Source organism: Pseudoflavonifractor phocaeensis (genome assembly GCF_016901955.1).
GTDB lineage: Bacteria > Bacillota > Clostridia > Oscillospirales > Oscillospiraceae > Flavonifractor > Flavonifractor phocaeensis_A.
On record NZ_JACJLC010000003.1, the window covers coordinates 1 to 17,437 of the forward strand.

The window sequence follows — 17,437 nt, forward strand, 5'->3', positions numbered from 1 at the left end:
CGGGACACGCCCGAACCCATACGCTCGGGGACACTGTGTAAGACCTCGCCGATGCAGGCTGTGGTGGGCGAACCGAGAATCCCCCGGCTTTAGCCGTGGGGAGTGTCAACCAGACATGCACCATCGGTATAGATCACAGCTTCAGGTTTAACTGACATAATAGAATCCGCCCCCTGTCTTTATGGGTTTCTTGAGTTCCTGAGCACCCAAGACCCCAAGAACTGAAGAATTAGAGAACTGTTTCACATGTATATTATACCATATATTATTTATTTGGTCAATCCAGTATAAAAAAATACGCCACAAACATAGGGTATTTTTTTACCTATGTGGCGTATCTTTTATTTTATTCAAATACTGAGGCAATCTGTTTTTTCGATGTGGCCACCAAAAGGTGTTCACAATCGGTTTCCCGGTGCCCGATCCCGCCCCGGTTCAGTTCTTATGAAGCATCGCTCATAGAGGCGATTAAAATGAGTGATGAAATGAGCGATGCAAAGATTGATAAGGCAATGCTTCACTGGACCTAATTACCGCTGATGTGAGGGGAATGTGCAGAGTGTCTGCGGCGATGGCAAATCGGATTTTAGCTGGGTTAAATTAGGCAAATATTGATGAACAGCCGCTTATTTCCCTTAATCTACCATCACTTACAATAAGCGCGGTGCTACCCCAGACACAAGCCAAACCCGGAAACCCTTGTCCCACAAGGCTTTCCTGGTTCAACTTACATTAGTGGCGGCGCGATACATAGGATCGCGAGATACCGCACTGTGCGGCTACCTCCCGCTGAGTCAGGGGCCGTTTGCCGCTGAGGCCGTAGCGAAGAGTAACGATCAATACTTCCCGCTGATCCAGTACCTCCGATACGCACTGACGGACCCGGCGGCAGCTGTCCTTGGTGTCCAAATTCTCCAGCATGTCGTCGTCCACGCAGATGGTGTCCATCAGCGACAGGGCGTTCCCCTCCCCCTCCCCGTCAATGGCGTCGGACAGGGACACCTCCCCCTGGTTTTTCCGCTGGGACCGGAAGTACATCAGGATCTCATTCTCAATACACCGGGAGGCATAGGTGGCCAGACGGACCTTTTTGTCCGCTTTAAAGGTATTGATCCCCTTGATCAGCCCGATGGTCCCGATGGAGATCAGATCGTCCTGGTCTCCGTTGGGGGTATAGTATTTTTTGACGATATGTGCAACAAGGCGCAGGTTGTGCTCAATGAGCTTGTTCCGGGCCTCCAGGTCCCCTTCCGCCGCCAGCTCCAGGCAGCGCCGCTCCTCCGCCGCCGACAGGGGCTTGGGGAAGGAGCCGGTGCCGCCGGACAGGCGGAGGGTAAAGAGCATCTGGTTTAGCATTAGCAAAAGCCATGCAGGAATCATAACGTTCACACCTCCATCGGTTCCACTCTATTCATCGCTTCTTGTCCCAATACAGCACTTCCTCCCTGCTCAGCAGAAAAAACGCGCGGGAACGGCAGCCTTTCGGTCATGCCAATCCCGCGCATTTGATTCTAATGCTCCAGATAGGAGGGTTTGGGCAGCTTCAGCAGTGGTCCAACTGTACCAACACAGCGATTGATAGGGGTGCCCATGCTATGAAATTTCTCCTCATAGTCGGTCATAACGCCGCAGATCCCATCCGCATGCAAATTCCGGGTCACTTCCGTCAGAATAAATCCAGCCTTGGGAAACTGAAATAGAGACCACTCAAAAAGATCTTTGTTGTCGGTCTTAAAGTGGATCGCTCCTTTTCTGGACAGTACCTGCCGGTACCGCATCAAAAAATCGGTATGGGTCAGGCGGCGCTTGGCGTGGCGGTTACCTGGCCAGGGATCACAAAAATTGATGTAGATCCGGTCCACCTCACTGGGAGCAAAGAGTTCAGTCAGCCTGGCCGCGTCTCCATCAATAAAATAGACGTTGGTCAGACCCATAGCGCATACCCGTTCCATAGCAATCACCATGGCATCCGGTACCCGCTCCACCGCGATATACAGGACATGGGGATGCTGCGCAGCAGTTTCAGCGGTAAATCTGCCCTTTCCGCAACCCAGCTCCAGATAAAGAGCTTCTGCCTGAGGCATCAGAGACTGCCAGCGTCCCCGCATCGCTTCCGGCTCTCCGATCAATACATTGGAGCACTTAGCCATCCGCGGTTCCAAATTGGGCTTCTTTCTCATTCGCATTCCTTTGCTCACCTCAATTCGCATCATACCATATCTAATTGTACTCTTGCAATCCCATCCCTGATATATTATAATATTTGTTATACCGCTAACCCCATAGACTCGGGCCTTTATATATACATCTAGACTGCTTACGGCTTCATGTCTGGATGCAGTACAGTTAATAGCACACCTGCTTTGGAATTGCCCCTCGCCTATCCATGTGGGAAAATCGTAACCCCACAACCTACTGGGACACTACTAGAAGCTGGAACCATTTCCACAAAACCATTGGTCGAAATATGACCCTGACCACATGTTTGACTACAATTAAAAAATTTCATGTCCGGGTGCAGCGCAGTTGGTAGCGCGCCTGCTTGGGAGCGTGAGGCCGGAGTTCGAGCCACACTTCTCCAAAATCCCGGAAAGCTCTGGGACGCTAAGGCCGACGGAGTTTTACCCCTCGCCGGGAACTGGTCAAAAACCGGCGCTGACCCCATATTTGACCACAGTTGGAAAATTTCATAACCGGGTGTAGCGCAGTTGGTAGCGCGCTTGCTTTGGGAGCAAGATGCCGGGAGTTCGAGTCTCCCCACTCGGACCAAAAACCGCCTCAAAACATCGGTTTTGAGGCGGTTTTTATAACTTTTCAGGCAATAATTTATCTGGCGTTTTATATAAATAGAGTCTCAAATGTGGGCAAAGCACTTCTGCTGATTTGTTTTGCATTTTCTCCGTAAAGGAATTTTTGGGCCATCAATCACCATTATTTATTCAAAAAAGAGGCAAAGGAAAACTGCACACTTTTTGAAATATGGGGTCATGACCACCTATTCACGATCAGTTCACGCGGCCGTAGTCTTATCTTTGTTTCTTGCGTCGCAAAATCTGATGGGCCAGTCTGCGCCTCCCAGCCTTGTTCCTCTCAGCGGAGCCGTGTATAATGGCAGTGGAAAACAGTGAAAAAAACGAGTAAGGAGCAGTGCCATGCGAATCCTCATGCTGGGCAACAGCTTTATCTCCACCAATAATATGCCCCAGATGCTGGCCAACCTGACCGGGGCGAAGGTGGTCCACCACACCCGGGGCGGGGCGCGGCTGTCGGAACAGCTGAACCCCAGCACCAGGCTGGGCAGTCAGACCCAGGCGGCGCTCCGAAACGGGCAGTGGGACTATGTGGTGCTCCAGGAGATGAGCCACGGCCCCATCACCGCCCCCAAGAGTTTCTTTTCCAGTGTGGAGGGGCTCTGCCGGCAGATCCGGGCAAACGGAGCGGCTCCCATTTTGTTTGCTACGTGGGCCTATCAGAGGGGCGGGGCCAAGCTGACGGGCAAGGGCTGGGATTACGACGAGATGGCCCAGAAGCTGTCCGAGGCTTACCACAGGGCGGCACAGGAAAATAACGCCCTGATCGCCGATGTGGGCCGGCGGTTTTATGAGTTGTCCGACACCCAGAATCTCTACGCCACTGACGGCGTCCACCCCAGTGAGCTGGGCTCTCATATTGCGGCGGAGACCATTGCGGCAGTGATCCAGCAGCACGAAAGATTAACTATTAAAAGTCAACCACAAAATGAATAGCTGTGGTGAAAGGGAGATGGTTCAAAAAGGGTATAGCAAAGCTGAGGTGTTGTCAGCCCCCTGTTGGCTATTCAAGTAGTTGCACTCAAGCCACCAAGCAATATGGCTGCCTGGATTTCTCCATAGCGAATATTAGACGAACCAACTTTTTTGCAGCATGAGAAAGCGCAACATTGTAGTGTTTGCCCTCCGCACGCTTCTTAGCAAGATAGGCAGCAAAGGTCGGATCCCAGTGGCAGACATACTTGGTCGCATTGTAAAGAGCGTAGCGTAGGTATCGAGAGCCACGCTTTTCCATGTGTGGGTAGCAATTCTTGAGTTGTCCAGACTGGTAAGTTGAGGGGGACATCCCGGCGTAGGCCAACAGCTTGTCCGGGGAATCAAAACGAGTGAAGTCACCAACCTCAGCAAAAATCATGGCAGCCATTCGGAACCCAATCCCTGGGATAGTGGTAATGGGAGAATTAAGTTCGTCCATAATGGCTTGAATTTGCTTTTCAATTTCAGCGATTTCGTCGTCCAGTTCTCGGATGAGCCGGATGGTGTGCTGCAATTCAAGAGACTTGGCAGGCATCCAGGAGCCAATAGAATTTCTGGCGGCATCCCGGATTTCAAGAGCCATGTCCCGTTTGTAATGGCCTTTAGAGGCGGTTTCGAGCAGTGTTTTCAGCCTCGTCAAATGAGCTGCGGCAATCTGTTTGGCCCCAGGGAACTCTTCCAGCAAGGCGTAGACAGAAGCAATATGCAGAGAAGGGACGAGTTTTTCCAATTCCGGAAACAGAACGCAGACCAACCGGGCGATAGAACTTTTCAGCTTGGCACGCTCTTTTACCTTGTCAAAACGGTATCTGGTCAGTGACTTTAGCTCCTCGTTGTGGTATGCTGTATTTGTGTAGGGCTTGAGGCCCGCATCGGATAACAGCATAGACGCAATCGTTCGTGCATCCACCCGGTCGGTTTTAGTCTTTCGCAGACTGAGACTCTTTCGGTAAATGTTTGTACGCAAGGGATTCAAGACATAGGTGGGTAGACCGTTGTCAAGAAGAAACCCAAGCAGATTGTAGCTGTAATGTCCGGTCGCCTCAAGCCCTACTTTTATTTTGTCCTGTGCATGGGTGCAATCCCGGATTCGTTGCAGCAGAAAGCGGAACCCGTCCAGGTTGTTGGGGATGGTAAACACATCCGCCAAGACTTCACCCTCGGAGCTGAGAATGAAGCAATCATGTTTATCCTTTGAGACATCAACGCCAACAGAAACAACCATAGTAAAAAACCTCCGGCGGTTAGAATTGTGATGCTGCATCCACAGTGCGCCTTACTTTTGTATCCTTGTTCCATATCAACCGTCTGGCGGTATTTAACTGATTAACAAAAGTGTAAGGGGCTGTGGTTGGAACCTTTCGTGAACCATCTTGTGGTAGGAGGCGGACACCAATCCACAGCATCCCTTACAGTGTAGCACAGCCCTTGGAGAGGGGCTTTAATAACTACTACTCTATAATACAAGGAGGCGCAGTAATATGCCAAACACCACAAAGCAGGCTCTGGAGGAATCCCTGAAGCATATGCTGCTGAAAAAGCCCCTGGACAAGATTACCATCCGGGACATCACCGAGGACTGCGGCATCAGCCGCATGGCCTTCTACTACCACTTCAAGGACATCTACGACCTGGTGGAGTGGGCCTGCATCGAGGACGCGTCCAAGGCCCTCCAGGGGAAGAAGACCTACGAGACCTGGCAGGAGGGGCTTTTGCAGATCTTTGAGGCGGTGCAGGAAAACAGGCCCTTCATCCTCAACGCCTACCGCTGTATCAGCCGGGAGCAGATGGAGCGGTTCCTCTATCAGCTGACCTACGGCCTGATCCGGGGCGTGGTGGAGGAACAGAGCCGGGGGACGGCCGTCTCTGAGGAGGACAAGTCCTTTATCGCCGAATTTTACAAGTACAGCTTTGTGGGGGTCATGCTGGACTGGATCCGCCAGGGGATGACCGCCGATCCCCGGGTGCTGACGGAAAAGATCAGCGCCGCCATGCACGGCAGTATCGCCAACGCTATCCGAAATTTCACGGAAACAGAATAAGAACCGCTTTACAATCCGGGCCCGATGATCAGTTTTTGATCATCGGGCCCGGATTGTAAATGGAAGAAATGTTTCGCGGGGAGTAAAATCAAGCCATCAAATGAATCCAGCCCGCGGAAGCGGCAGGATCGGAAAGGCGGTATCTGATATGGATAAGAAATTGGGAGCGCTGACCGCAGCGGCGGCTGTGGCCGGAGCGGGCGCTGCGGTGGCCCTGGCAAAGAAGGCGTCCGGCGGCAGAAAGACGGCAGAGGATGCCGGGACTGAAACCTGCGCCCCGGCATCTTATCGGAATACGGAGCTGGGGAAGCACGAGAAAAACCGCAAGGGCATCTATTACACCAACGGCAACTATGAGGCCTTTGCCCGGCCGGAGAAACCGGAGGGGGTGGAGAACAAAAACGCCTACATCGTGGGCAGCGGCCTGGCGGCCCTGGCGGCGGCCTGTTTCCTGGTGCGGGACGGGCAGATGCCCGGGGACCACATCCACATCCTGGAGGCCATGGACGTGGCCGGCGGGGCCTGCGACGGCATCTTCGACCCCAGCCGGGGCTATGTGATGCGGGGCGGCCGGGAGATGGAGGACCACTTCGAGTGTCTGTGGGACCTGTTCCGTTCCATCCCCTCTTTGGAGAAGCCGGGGGCCTCGGTGTTGGATGAGTTCTACTGGCTCAACAAGCACGACCCCAACTACTCCCTGTGCCGGGCAACGGTGGACCGGGGCCGGGACGCCCGCACCGACGGGAAGTTCAACCTGAGCCAGAAGGGCTGCATGGAGATCATGAAGCTCTTCATGACCCCGGACGAGGACCTGTACGACAAGACCATCGAGGACGTCTTTGACGACGAGGTGTTCTCCTCCACCTTCTGGCTGTACTGGCGGACCATGTTCGCCTTTGAGAACTGGCACAGCGCCCTGGAGATGAAGCTCTACTTCCAGCGCTTCATTCACCACATCGCGGGACTCCCCGACTTCAGCGCCTTGAAATTTACCCGGTACAACCAGTACGAGTCCCTGATCCTGCCCATGCAAAAGTACCTGGAGGAGGCCGGGGTGGACTTCCGTTTCGGCACCGAGGTCACCAACGTGATCTTCGACATCCGGGACGGCAGAAAGACGGCCACCGCCATCGAGTGCCGGGTCAACGGCGCGGAGCAGGGCATTGTCCTCACGGAGAACGACCTGGTGTTTGTCACCAACGGCTCCTGCACCGAGGGGACCATCTACGGCGACCAGGACCACGCCCCCAACGGGGACGCGGAGGTGCGCACCAGCGGCTGCTGGAGCTTGTGGAAGAACATCGCCAAGCAGGATTCCGCCTTTGGACGGCCGGAGAAGTTCTGCTCCGACATCTCCAAGACCAACTGGGAGTCGGCCACCATCACCACTTTGGACGACAAGATCCTCCCCTATATCACCAACATCTGCAAGCGGGACCCCCGCACCGGGAAGGTGGTCACCGGCGGTATCGTCAGCTGTCAGGACTCCAAGTGGCTGCTGAGCTGGACCATCAACCGCCAGGGGCAGTTCAAGGAGCAGGAGCCGGAGAAGGTGTGCGTCTGGGTGTACGGCCTCTTTACCGACGTACCCGGCGACTATGTGAAAAAGCCCATGAAGGAGTGTACCGGAAAGGAGATCACCCAGGAGTGGCTCTACCACATCGGCGTGCCGGTGGAGCAGATCCCGGACCTGGCTGCCCACAGCGCCGTGTGCGTGCCCACCATGATGCCCTACATCACCGCCTTTTTCATGCCCCGGACCAGGGGAGACCGGCCCGATGTGATCCCCGACGGCTGCGTGAACTTCGCCTTCCTGGGCCAGTTCGCCGACACCCCCCGGGACACCGTGTTCACCACCGAGTACTCCGTGCGCACCGCCATGGAGGCCGTCTACGGCCTGCTGGGGGTGGACCGGGGGGTGCCCGAGGTGTGGGGCAGCGTGTACGACATCCGGGAGCTGCTGCACAGCACCGTCTGCTTGATGGACGGCAGGTCCCCGCTGGAGGTCTCGTTGCCCGGTCCTCTGGAGCTGCTGAAAAAGCCCCTGCTGAAGGCGGTCCGGGGGACCGTCATCGAAAAGGTCCTGCGGGATCAGGACGTACTTCGGGACGGCATGTGACCGTTGGGTTCTGCCATTCTGCGTCCTGAAAACCGAGGAGACGACCGTTACCCAGAATACTTTCATCCCTAACCGGGGCCTCCTTCTCAAAGATTATCGCCCGTCATGAGATTGAAAACATTGATATAATGACAAATGAAAGAGGATCGTATCGAGTTATGATACGATCCTCCTCTATTTCAGATTCCCCACCCCCAGTATCCCCCGCATCATCTCATACCACTTGGCCGCTGTGTGCCTTGTCACCCCGGCGCCTCGGGCGATGGCCCGGAAGCTGGTCACGTCGGGGTGGAACTTCATGTACGTCCCAAATTGCAAACCTCCGCACAAATCACTTGCCACAGCGCGCAAGCAGTTGTATAATTTTCATTGAAAAGTAGTATGATAAATCTGTAAAGTTTTCAGTGAGGTGTGGCGCTATGGAGATCAAACGGGACCGCTATCTGAACAAGCTCATATCCTTCATGTGGGATGGACAAGTGAAGGTCATCACTGGCATCCGCCGCTGCGGGAAGTCCTATCTCCTCCGCAATCTGTTCCGCACTTATCTGTTGGGGGAGGGCGTTCCGGCAGATCATATTCTCTCCTTTGAGTTGGATCTGACCCGTGATATCCGGTACCGGAACCCGCTGGAGCTTGCAAATCGTGTCCGGGAGATCGTTGAAAATCAGAGGGAGCAATTCTATCTTTTCGTAGACGAGATCCAGATGTCGGACGAAGTGCCGAATCCCTATAACCCGGACGGGAAGAAGATCACCTTCTACGATGCGCTCAACGATTTGAAGTCCCTGTCCAACCTGGACATCTATGTGACCAGAAGCAACTCCCGGATGCTCTCCTCAGATATCCTCACCGAGTTCCGGGGGCGCAGCGATGAGATCCGGGTGCATCCGCTCAGCTTTGCAGAGTACTACTCCGCCGTGGGCGGGGACAAGGAGGACGCATTTGAAAATTACGCCTTCTACGGCGGGATGCCGCTGATCTTGTCCCGCCCCACTGACGCGGCGAAAATGCAGTACCTGAGTTCTCTCTTCTCCGAAGTTTATTTGAAGGACATTGTGGAGCGCAAGAAGGTCAAACGGGAGGATGTGCTTTCGGATATTCTGGACCTGCTCTGCTCCTCAGTGGGGTCGCTGACCAACCCCACCAGGGTGGCGGACACCATCAACTCCAAGCAGAAGCGGAGCGGCGAGAATACGGTTTCCCCCAACACTGTGAAAGCGTATATGGATCACTTGGCGGACGCGTTCCTTTTTACTGAGTGCAATCGCTGGGATGTCAAGGGGAAGAACTATTTCGATTACCCCAACAAATATTACTGTGAGGACATCGGCCTGCGGAATGCCCGCATCGGCTTCCGCCAGCAGGAGATGACCCACATCATGGAGAACATCATTTTCAATGAGCTGATGGTGCGGGAGTGCGCGGTGGACATTGGGATCGTGTACAGCAATGAGCGAAATGCCAAAGGAAAACTGACCCCGGTAGCACGGGAGATCGACTTCATTGCTGCTTCCGGCGGAAAAAAGACTTATATCCAATCCGCCTACGCTCTTGGGACGGAGGAAAAGTCTGTCACGGAAAACAAACCGCTCTCCCTGACGGGGGACTCTTTTCCGAAGATCATCGTCCGGCACGACATCCGGAAACGGTGGTACGATGACAACGGCGTTCTGAATATTGGGATCTTGGACTTCCTGCTGGACGATACATTGGTCTGAGCAGCGGATCATCTGGATCACAGGAAGAGGCTGGTATCAAAGTGTGATACCAGCCTCTTCCACATTTTACGCCGCCCGCCCCAGCATTCCCTGCATCATCGCATACCACTTCGCCGCCGTGTGCCTCGTCACCCCGGCGCCTTTGGCGATGGCCCGATAACTGGTCACGTCGGGGTGGAACTTCATGTACGTCCAGATCTTCTTCTGGGTCTTGGTGAGCTTGTCCGGTGGAGTAATGCCCCGCATTTTGTCCCGCAGGGCCTGCCGCTCTGTGTTCATCTGCTGGATCAGCACCTTCAGCTTTGCCTCGCATTCCTCCCGGGTGTGGGCGTAGACGCATTTGGAGTGTTTGGTGCCGTCCGGCCAGGTGGGGGAGTAACGGCCCTCAAACAGGTGGTCATTGATCTGGGTGATACACCCGGTGCCGGGCTTTCGCTTTCGTCCCAGCACTGGCTGGAAGTTCGCGGTTGGGTCCTGCGCTGCCTGCTCAGGGCTCTCCAACACCTCGTTGCCCAGCCCCCGGTCGATCTTGGCCGCCGCCTCGGTCTGCATATCCCCGGTGACGTGGGTGTAGATGTCCAGGGTAGTGGCCGCAGACACATGACCCAGCATGGCGGAGAGGGTCTTCACATCCATGCCGCTCTCCAGGGACAAGGTGGCGAAGGTATGGCGTAAATCATGAAATCTAATTCTCTTACACCCGGCCCGCTCCAGAATGATCTGGAGCCGCCGGCGCACCGCGCCCGGCGTCATGGGCGTGTCCTCTTTGACCGGCGAGGGGAACATCCACCGGGAGTCCACCGTCTCCCGATACGCCCACAGCACCTCCACCACGCTGGGCGGCAGGACCAGCCTGCGGATGGAGGCGCGGGTCTTCGGGACGCTCACCTGGAGCTGTCCCCTCACCTCGTAGACCTGCTTATTTACGGTCAAGGCCCCGGTTTTGAAGTCCAGGTCGTCCCATTGGAGGGCCAGCAGTTCGCCCCTCCGCAGGCCGGTGCACAGATCCAGGAGAAACAGTTCGTAGTAGCCCTCTGCCTGGGCCTGGATGAGGAACTGCTGGAGTTCCTCCCGGCCCAGAACCTGCATCTCCCTGCCCCGCTTGGGGGGCAGCTTGCAGCCTACCGCCGGGTTGGTGCGGATCAGTTCCTCCTGCACCGCCTTCTCCAGAGCGGACCGGCAGGCGGCGTGGAGGCCGCGCACCATGGAGTCGGACAGCCCCTTGCCGAACCGCTCTGTGCGGATGAGCCGCCCGCCCGTTTTCATCCGGGCATAGAACCGCTGGAGGTCCTTCTGGGTCAGCTGGTTCAGGGGGATCTTCCCCAGCTCCGGGAGGATGTGCTGATAGATCTTCGCCTCGTAGTTGGCCTGGGTGGTGGGGCGGATCTGGGGCTTCACATAGTTCTGATACCAGAAGTCCAGCCACTCCCCGAAGGGCATCTCCGGCCGGACCTTCTCCGTCTTGGAGCCGGTCACCGTTTCCCGGAGCTGTTTCAGCTTTTCCTGGCACTCCTGTTTTGTCTTGGCCAGGACGTTCTTTGTCATGGGCAGGCCCTTCTCGTCGTAGCCGATGACCACCCGGCCCTCCCAGCGGCCGTCCTTGCGCTGGCGGACGGAGCCCTCCCCCTTTTTCCGGCGCTTAGCCATGGCGGGCACCTCCTTCCGTCCTGTTTTTCTGCCACGGTTTCAGGTCTTTCCCCAGGAGATTTTCCAGGAAGCCGCCCACGATGTGGCTGGCCTCCTGCTGCATGTCCGGCGTCACATGGGTGTAGGTGTCCAGAGTGAAGCTGGCGTTGGTGTGGCCCAGGATGCCGGACAGGGTCTTGGCATCCACGCCGCTGGTGAGGGCGTGGGTGGCAAAGGTATGCCTTAAATCGTGGAATCGGATCTCAGGCAGGCCGGCCTCTCTCAAGATCCGCTTCATCCAGTAGTAGGCGGCGCTGGGGCGCACCGGTTTCTCCGGAGCCAGGGGTTCCGGGAAGATCCACTGGCTGACGGCGTGCTGTTTCCGCTCCCGCAGCCGCTGGACGGTGCTGGGCGGCAGGCGGATGGTTCGCCGGCCTTGGCTGGTCTTCGTCTCACCGATCTCCAGCTCCCCGGCCTTGGGGACATTCACCGACCGAAGGACCTTCAGCGTCCCAGCCTTCTCGTCGAAGTCCTGCCACATGAGGCCGCAGATCTCGCCCCGGCGCAGGCCGGTGGTCAGCTCCGTGTAGAAGAAGTCCCGCCAGATCTCGCTGTGGTCCACCGCCGCCAGAAATGTCTCCATCTGCTCCTTTGTGAGGATCTGCTTGGGCTTATAGCTGGCCTTGGGCACCACGGCCCCGTCGGTGGGGTTCCGGGCGATCACATGGGCCGCCTCTGCGTCCTTCAGGCACCGGTGGAGCATGGCGTGGATGCGGAGCACCATGGTGTCCGACAGCTCATGACCGTGTTCCGGGTGCTCACGGACCCGGCCCTCATGTTTCAGCTTTCGGTACAGCTTCTGGATGTCCATGCGGGTCACCCGGGAGACGATCTTGTTTCCCAGATAGGGCTTGATGTAGCACCGGATGAACTGCTCATAACTCCGCAGGGTGTTGGGCCGCAGGGTGGCGGCACCGTAGTCCTCCATCCACCGGTCCAGCCACTCCCCCAGGGTCATGCGGCTGTCCTCGGTGAGCTCCACGTCCTGAAAGGCCTCCAGGTCCCGGTGGAGCTTGTCCAGCAGTTCCTTCTGGGTCTTTGCCAGGACATACCGGAAGATGGGCTCGCCGTTTTGCTTGTGGCCCACCACGATGCGGCCCTCCCAACGGCCGTCCTCCCGCTTTCGGACCATGCCGTCGCCGGACGGCCTGCGTTTTGCCATAGGCTATCCCTCCTTGCTTGGGTCGAGCAGACTGCCGTCGTCCTCATCCAGGGCCTCCAGGATCATGCGGACTCCCAGGCGGAACCCCAGGATGAAGTTCTCCAGGGCCATGGTGCTGCCGATCTCATTCTCCGCGTTGATGAGCCGGAGCAGCAATGTTTTTTCCTTGTCCTCCAGCAGAGCGGTGAGTTTCTCCTCGCACTCCGCCGACTGTTCCATAGCTTTTTTCAGGGCAGTCCCCGATTTGACGATTTGATCGTTGGGGGTGATGTTTCCGAAGTATAGATTTTCCAGTGTGTCTCTCATGTGTGCCGCCTCCTTTGTCAGCAACACACAATACCCGAACTTCCTCCAAATAGCCACCCCCAACCGCAACTATTTTCAGAAAGTTATCATCTGCGGGCAGGATTTTATCTTTGTATTGCGGTCCAGATTTTGATATGCCTGCCATAGAAAAAACCGCCTGCATCTCTGCAGACGGTTCCGGAGACAAATCGTTTCTCCCTATGGAGAAGATTGTCTCTATTCGTTTGTTTCGTCGTCCTGCACATCTCCAAAGAGGATGCGAAGATAATCCCGGCGGCCGTAGAGCACACGATCCACATAGACATCGTTGTCAAGAACTCGGTAAAAAGTGAGGTAACTGCCGGTCACCAGGAAACGATAGTCACTCTCGACATCGGCAATCGAGGACAGGGACGCGCCAATCAGACTGTGCTCCCGCAATCTGCGGAGGTCCTTTGTGATGTTCCGTACCGTGGAGATCGCCGCGCTGGGATTTTCCAAATTCTTTGCGATATAGGACTTGATCCCGGCCAAATCAGCCTGCGCCTCGTCGGATAAATGCAGGTTATTCATCTGCGATTCCGAGATGTTTTTCTACGGCCTCCAGCGTCAACCAGCCCTTTTCCTCCCCGGACTTGCGGCCCTTGGCCAGCTCGTTCATCAGTCGGAGGGTGGCCTGTGTCCGCTCATAGTCCTGCATGTCCACGATGGCGTAGCGGCCCCGGCCATTCTTCGTCAGAAAAACCGGTGCGCCTACTGCCACGTCACGCAGGACCTCCGTGTAATTACGCAGATCGGAGATGGGTTTGATGTTCGGCATGGTATTCAGCCCCTTTCTTGCCCTTAGTATACCTCGATCTGCTGTAAAATTCAACGGCATTTTTTACTGCGGTTTCGTTGGCGATTGCTACCACCCCATGGTCATGCCGCCCATATCCTGCCGGGGAGCTTCCTCATGGTCATCCGGCTTGTGACCCATGGCGATCTTCTTTTTCTGGATTTTCCGCCGCAGCTTTCGGTCCACCCGCTGTCCCACCGGGGCGGCGGGCGGCACCGAGTTGTCACGAAAGATCTGACTCAGATGGTGGAGCAGTCGGGTGGCCGCCAGGAACACATTGGGCCTGCACGTCTGATCGAAGTGCTCCAGAAAGAAGTCGGCGTACTCATTTCCCTGTTCCGCCGATTCATAGAAATACGCCCAGGCCCGCTCCCGGTCCTGTTTGACATTCTGTCCGGTGAGGTACAGCTTTCCAAGAGCGTACTGGGCGTACTGGTTTCCGTGTTCGGCGGAGTCGGTGAGATAGGCCACCGCCTTCGGCACATCCTTCGGGACATGCTCACCCTGGAGATACAACTTTCCCAGGCGGTAGGCGGCGCAGGAGTTCCCCTGTGCTGCCGCTTTTTCATACCAGGATACCGCCTCATCCATTCTCTTTTGGCTTTGCAGAAGCTTCCCCAGCGCGTATTGGGCGAAGTCATATCCCGTGTCTGCCGCCTGCCGGAACCACAGTTCTGCCTGCTCGTCGTCAGGGAGAACACCCTGTCCGTCCCGCCAGCACTTGCCCAGTTGGTAGGCGGCCAGGGAGAAGCCTCTCTGCCAGAGCTGCTCCAGCACCCGCACCTGTTCCGCCTTTTCACTCTCCGGATTTTCGTACTCCTCCAGCACTTCCTTGGCACTCTGGTAGGCCTCGGTCATCTGCCAGTCGGAGTCCCAGGCAAAGTACACCGCACCCTGGTCCTCATCCACCTCGTCTCTCATACGGGCATCCTCGAAGGTAACCGTGCCCAACCGGAGCCGTTCCGCCTCCCGGATGACCATGTTCTTGATGGCTTTGAACTCCTTCTGCTGGGAGAGGGGCAGGTGCTCTCTGGGGGCGTCCTTGTAGTAACGTTCCAGCTCGTCCCGAAGCTGGTTCCACTGCTCATAGCACTCTGCCACCTCCGGGACCTTGGCCAGTTCGTCCACGATGGCGTCCACCTGCACCTTCACCGGCTTTTTCAGGTAGCCATATACCTTTTTGCCCCTGTGGTCCTCCAGCATTTCGGCCAGCGTCTCCATCTGCTCTGCGATGACCGGATTGTGGCACAGGCCCGTCTCCATCTCCCGGATGAGCCGCCCCATGGCCTCCGTTGCCGCGTCCCGCACTTGGCTGTAGGACAGATCTTTTTTCTGGTAGAGAGACAGCAGCTCGTCCCGGAAGATCTCATTGGACAGTTGGGAGCGCATGTTCTCAATACCCTTTTCCGTTAGAAATCCCTGCTTGGGGTCCGCCGACCAGACCATCATGTGCATGTGAGGGTGGTGCTTTTCGTCGTGGAAGGCGGCACACCAACGAAAATTGCTTGGCGGAATTTTCATCGCTGTCGCCAATTCTGCTTGATGAGCCAGCAATAACCTGCGCCAGCTTTCGCTGTTCTCATAGCCCAGCCGGTGGGCGTCCTCCCGCTTCAGGGAGTAGACGAAGGTCCACACCGGTCCGGTATGTCCGTTGATCTCATCCATGGTTTTCTCCAGATCGGCGGGACCGTCGGCAGAGAACAGGCCGTGGGAGCGGGGACGCTGGGCCATATATTCCAGGTAGCCGCCGCCGTCGTGGGCGGGGTGCGGAGCCTCGATGAGCTCCACACCCTCCCGGGTGGCGATGTATTCGGCGTAGTGACCGCCGCCATTTCCGGGCCTGATGTAGCCCGACTTCTGGATCAACCCCGGCATCACTCAGCCTCCTTTTGGTAACGGACCGTGTCTTCGAAGCTGATCTCACCGTTGGTCTCCTTAACCTCTTTGACGCACCGCACCCGGGCCTTTCGCAGCTCATCCGGGTCGATCTCTATGTCGGCAGCCAGGATATTCCCCATGAGGTTTTGATCCACCGACAGTTTGAACAGCAGGTGTCCCATCCGGTTTCCCAGGGCCCCCAGCTTGCCCTCCAGCACATCGGCGAGGACCCGGGGCAGGTAAGCATCGGCAGACTCCGCGTCCAGGTAACCGGAGTAGAATCGGATGGCCTTCTCAATAAATTCGTTTCTGGTGGAGCAGTTATCTCGCCGGTAGCGCGATTCCACCTCGGTCCAGGCGGATTCACTGAGCCAGACGGAATGTTTCTTATTTTCCTTTTTCAAATTCAAAATCCTCTCCTTATTGCATCAGCGCCGCCCGAAAGCCTGTCACAGCGGGGATTCAGGCGGCTTTTGAGAAAAAACAGCGCCGATCTCAAATCGGGTTGGTCGGAACAGCGCCAACTCCAACCCCTGAAACCGCCCGCACTGCGGGCGGAAGTGACCGCCCAGGCGCCATAAAAGCGCCAGGGCTTTCTCCTGCTTTTCCTTTCGTCCTCCGTAAATCAGTTATGGGGCGGCAAATTCCCCGGATAGGCCTCCTCCACAGCGGTGGAACAACGGGCCAAATCCGCCCCGAAACTGCCAGGAGGGGCAGGGTCTCTGCCCCTCCCTAAATCGAGGCACACAACCCCTCACAGGCCGTTACACGGGGAGAGCTGCTTGCGACGTACTGCGGCAGAAAGATCCGGCAGTATTCCTCCGGCCCGGACACCAGATGCCGGCGCATCATCTCGCCGCACTGAAACATCTGGAACACCGCATTTCGATAGCAGGCCGTTATCTCCTCACGGCACTCCCTCGCAAAGATTCTTTGTTTATCTGTCAGGGTTCCGCGGTTCTCATCGCAGAGGAACAGAGCTACCGCATCTTCGTCGATAGGATCTTCGTGCGTACGGCTCCACCGATTGACAATGTACCGCCGCATGTCTATGGTGCGCCGTGCTGACAGAGACGGGTCCTGCTCAATCAGGTAGTCGATCATCTGCATCAGCATCCGGATGCACACTCCGTTCTCTCCAGCGCCGCCATGCGCCGCTCCGCTCTCTGTCGTTCCAGCGCCAGGTCAGCTGCGTGGAGCTGCCGCGCATAGAACTGTTCGATGGACATCTGGATGGGCAGGATGTAGTAACGCAGACAGCCGTTGAGGGTGCGGCCGTCCCGGGTGGTGACGGTGGTGCGCTCCGTCCGGATCAGACCCCGGCCCTCCAGCTCGGTCACATACTTGCGCACCGTGTTGACGCTCATCCCCACCGCTTCTCCGATGGTCCGGTAGCTGGCCACACACTGGTAGGTCTTTCGGTCCTCCCGGTGGAGGAGAAATCCGTAGACTGCAATTGCCCCGGCGGACAGTCCCAGGGAGAAGATCTCGTTGGGGAGGGGGAAGTAGTTCTTGATGGGATCCCGCTTGGGCCAGTGCTGTTTTCTCATTTGGCACCTCCCGACTGTCCCTCCGCCCACTGAATGAACTTCTCTTTCGGAACTACCATACGGCTCCCCACCCGCAGCGTGGGGAAGCCGGGGTCATTGAGCAGCTCGTAGGCGGTGGAGATGGACACGCCCAGCACCTGCGCCACCATCCTGGCGTTGAGGAACAGGGGCAGGTCGTCGTAGGATTTGTAGACAGACAGTTTCAATGTTTAGTACCTCCGGTATTTCAAATTCAGAGAAAAAATTCTTGCGTTTCGGAGGTCTCTCTGTTAAACTGGGACACAGATCAGGCTGTGTTTTCCGAAACGCGGCAGGCCGCTGAACTGTTGCAGCAGTTCGGCGGTCTTTTTTACAGGAGCTGTCTTTTTAGA

General features: G+C 56.6%; 18 protein-coding genes and 1 tRNA gene. 5 read left to right on the forward strand and 14 right to left on the reverse strand.

Annotated elements, in window-relative coordinates:
• Positions 1 to 732: 732 nt before the first annotated feature.
• Both sigK and trmB read right to left on the reverse strand, forming a co-directional pair.
• Entirely contained in the window at positions 733 to 1,380 is a 648-nt protein-coding gene (gene sigK / locus H6B51_RS01180; protein WP_204881936.1) for an RNA polymerase sporulation sigma factor SigK, read from the reverse strand.
• Positions 1,381 to 1,511: 131 nt separating this feature from the next.
• Positions 1,512 to 2,180 carry a tRNA (guanosine(46)-N7)-methyltransferase TrmB gene (gene trmB / locus H6B51_RS01185; protein ID WP_243421085.1) on the reverse strand — a complete coding sequence of 223 codons (669 nt, stop codon included), beginning with the start codon at positions 2,178 to 2,180 and terminating at the stop codon, positions 1,512 to 1,514.
• Positions 2,181 to 2,693: 513 nt separating this feature from the next.
• On the opposite strand from trmB, the gene H6B51_RS01190 reads away from it, so the two are divergent.
• A tRNA-Pro gene (locus H6B51_RS01190) sits at positions 2,694 to 2,769 on the forward strand.
• A 383-nt stretch (positions 2,770 to 3,152) separates the two neighbouring features.
• Complete coding sequence (locus H6B51_RS01195) at positions 3,153 to 3,746, forward strand: SGNH/GDSL hydrolase family protein (protein ID WP_204881937.1); 594 nt, start codon at positions 3,153 to 3,155, stop codon at positions 3,744 to 3,746.
• A gap of 85 nt (positions 3,747 to 3,831) precedes the next feature.
• Here H6B51_RS01195 and H6B51_RS01200 read toward each other — a convergent pair whose 3' ends face one another.
• On the reverse strand, positions 3,832 to 5,010 hold the full coding sequence (locus H6B51_RS01200; protein WP_204881938.1) for an IS110 family RNA-guided transposase: 1,179 nt from the start codon (positions 5,008 to 5,010) through the stop codon (positions 3,832 to 3,834).
• A gap of 256 nt (positions 5,011 to 5,266) precedes the next feature.
• On the opposite strand from H6B51_RS01200, the gene H6B51_RS01205 reads away from it, so the two are divergent.
• Entirely contained in the window at positions 5,267 to 5,827 is a 561-nt protein-coding gene (locus H6B51_RS01205) for a TetR/AcrR family transcriptional regulator (protein WP_204881939.1), read from the forward strand.
• A 148-nt stretch (positions 5,828 to 5,975) separates the two neighbouring features.
• Positions 5,976 to 7,946 carry an oleate hydratase gene (locus tag H6B51_RS01210; RefSeq protein ID WP_204881940.1) on the forward strand — a complete coding sequence of 657 codons (1,971 nt, stop codon included), beginning with the start codon at positions 5,976 to 5,978 and terminating at the stop codon, positions 7,944 to 7,946.
• Positions 7,947 to 8,120: 174 nt separating this feature from the next.
• Here the strand turns inward: H6B51_RS01210 and H6B51_RS01215 are convergent, their stop codons facing one another.
• On the reverse strand, positions 8,121 to 8,264 hold the full coding sequence (locus tag H6B51_RS01215; RefSeq protein WP_172724577.1) for a hypothetical protein: 144 nt from the start codon (positions 8,262 to 8,264) through the stop codon (positions 8,121 to 8,123).
• Between the two features lie 101 nt (positions 8,265 to 8,365).
• Between H6B51_RS01215 and H6B51_RS01220 the strand changes: the two genes are divergently transcribed.
• Positions 8,366 to 9,667: an ATP-binding protein gene (locus H6B51_RS01220; RefSeq protein ID WP_204881941.1), complete on the forward strand. Its 1,302-nt coding sequence runs from the start codon at positions 8,366 to 8,368 to the stop codon at positions 9,665 to 9,667.
• A 66-nt stretch (positions 9,668 to 9,733) separates the two neighbouring features.
• Here H6B51_RS01220 and H6B51_RS01225 read toward each other — a convergent pair whose 3' ends face one another.
• From H6B51_RS01225 to H6B51_RS01270, 10 genes are all read right to left on the reverse strand, one after another.
• A complete protein-coding gene (locus tag H6B51_RS01225) occupies positions 9,734 to 11,314 on the reverse strand; it encodes a tyrosine-type recombinase/integrase (RefSeq protein WP_204881942.1) in 1,581 nt (526 codons plus the stop codon).
• Positions 11,307 to 12,515 (reverse strand): tyrosine-type recombinase/integrase, encoded by a 1,209-nt coding sequence (locus H6B51_RS01230; RefSeq protein ID WP_204881943.1) that lies wholly within the window; start codon positions 12,513 to 12,515, stop codon positions 11,307 to 11,309. Before H6B51_RS01230 ends, H6B51_RS01225 begins: the two co-directional genes overlap by 8 nt.
• Positions 12,516 to 12,518: 3 nt before the next feature.
• Positions 12,519 to 12,821, reverse strand: coding sequence for a DUF6809 family protein (locus H6B51_RS01235; RefSeq protein ID WP_204881944.1), 303 nt, complete (start codon positions 12,819 to 12,821; stop codon positions 12,519 to 12,521).
• Positions 12,822 to 13,037: 216 nt separating this feature from the next.
• The gene (locus tag H6B51_RS01240) at positions 13,038 to 13,373 is read right to left on the reverse strand and encodes a type II toxin-antitoxin system RelE/ParE family toxin (RefSeq protein WP_204741395.1); all 336 of its coding nucleotides are present in this window, start codon (positions 13,371 to 13,373) and stop codon (positions 13,038 to 13,040) included.
• The gene (locus H6B51_RS01245) at positions 13,366 to 13,620 is read right to left on the reverse strand and encodes a type II toxin-antitoxin system prevent-host-death family antitoxin (protein WP_071429261.1); all 255 of its coding nucleotides are present in this window, start codon (positions 13,618 to 13,620) and stop codon (positions 13,366 to 13,368) included. The genes H6B51_RS01240 and H6B51_RS01245 overlap by 8 nt, the downstream gene beginning before the upstream one ends.
• 87 nt (positions 13,621 to 13,707) lie before the next feature.
• Entirely contained in the window at positions 13,708 to 15,513 is a 1,806-nt protein-coding gene (gene mobP3, locus H6B51_RS01250; protein ID WP_204881945.1) for a MobP3 family relaxase, read from the reverse strand.
• The gene (locus H6B51_RS01255) at positions 15,513 to 15,920 is read right to left on the reverse strand and encodes a hypothetical protein (RefSeq protein ID WP_243421086.1); all 408 of its coding nucleotides are present in this window, start codon (positions 15,918 to 15,920) and stop codon (positions 15,513 to 15,515) included. The genes mobP3 and H6B51_RS01255 overlap by 1 nt, the downstream gene beginning before the upstream one ends.
• 328 nt (positions 15,921 to 16,248) lie before the next feature.
• Complete coding sequence (locus H6B51_RS01260) at positions 16,249 to 16,632, reverse strand: hypothetical protein (RefSeq protein ID WP_204881947.1); 384 nt, start codon at positions 16,630 to 16,632, stop codon at positions 16,249 to 16,251.
• Entirely contained in the window at positions 16,626 to 17,066 is a 441-nt protein-coding gene (locus H6B51_RS01265) for a helix-turn-helix domain-containing protein (RefSeq protein WP_204881948.1), read from the reverse strand. The genes H6B51_RS01260 and H6B51_RS01265 overlap by 7 nt, the downstream gene beginning before the upstream one ends.
• Positions 17,063 to 17,272, reverse strand: a complete 210-nt coding sequence (locus H6B51_RS01270) for a helix-turn-helix domain-containing protein (protein WP_087242100.1) — start codon at positions 17,270 to 17,272, stop codon at positions 17,063 to 17,065. The genes H6B51_RS01265 and H6B51_RS01270 overlap by 4 nt, the downstream gene beginning before the upstream one ends.
• Positions 17,273 to 17,437: the final 165 nt, after the last annotated feature.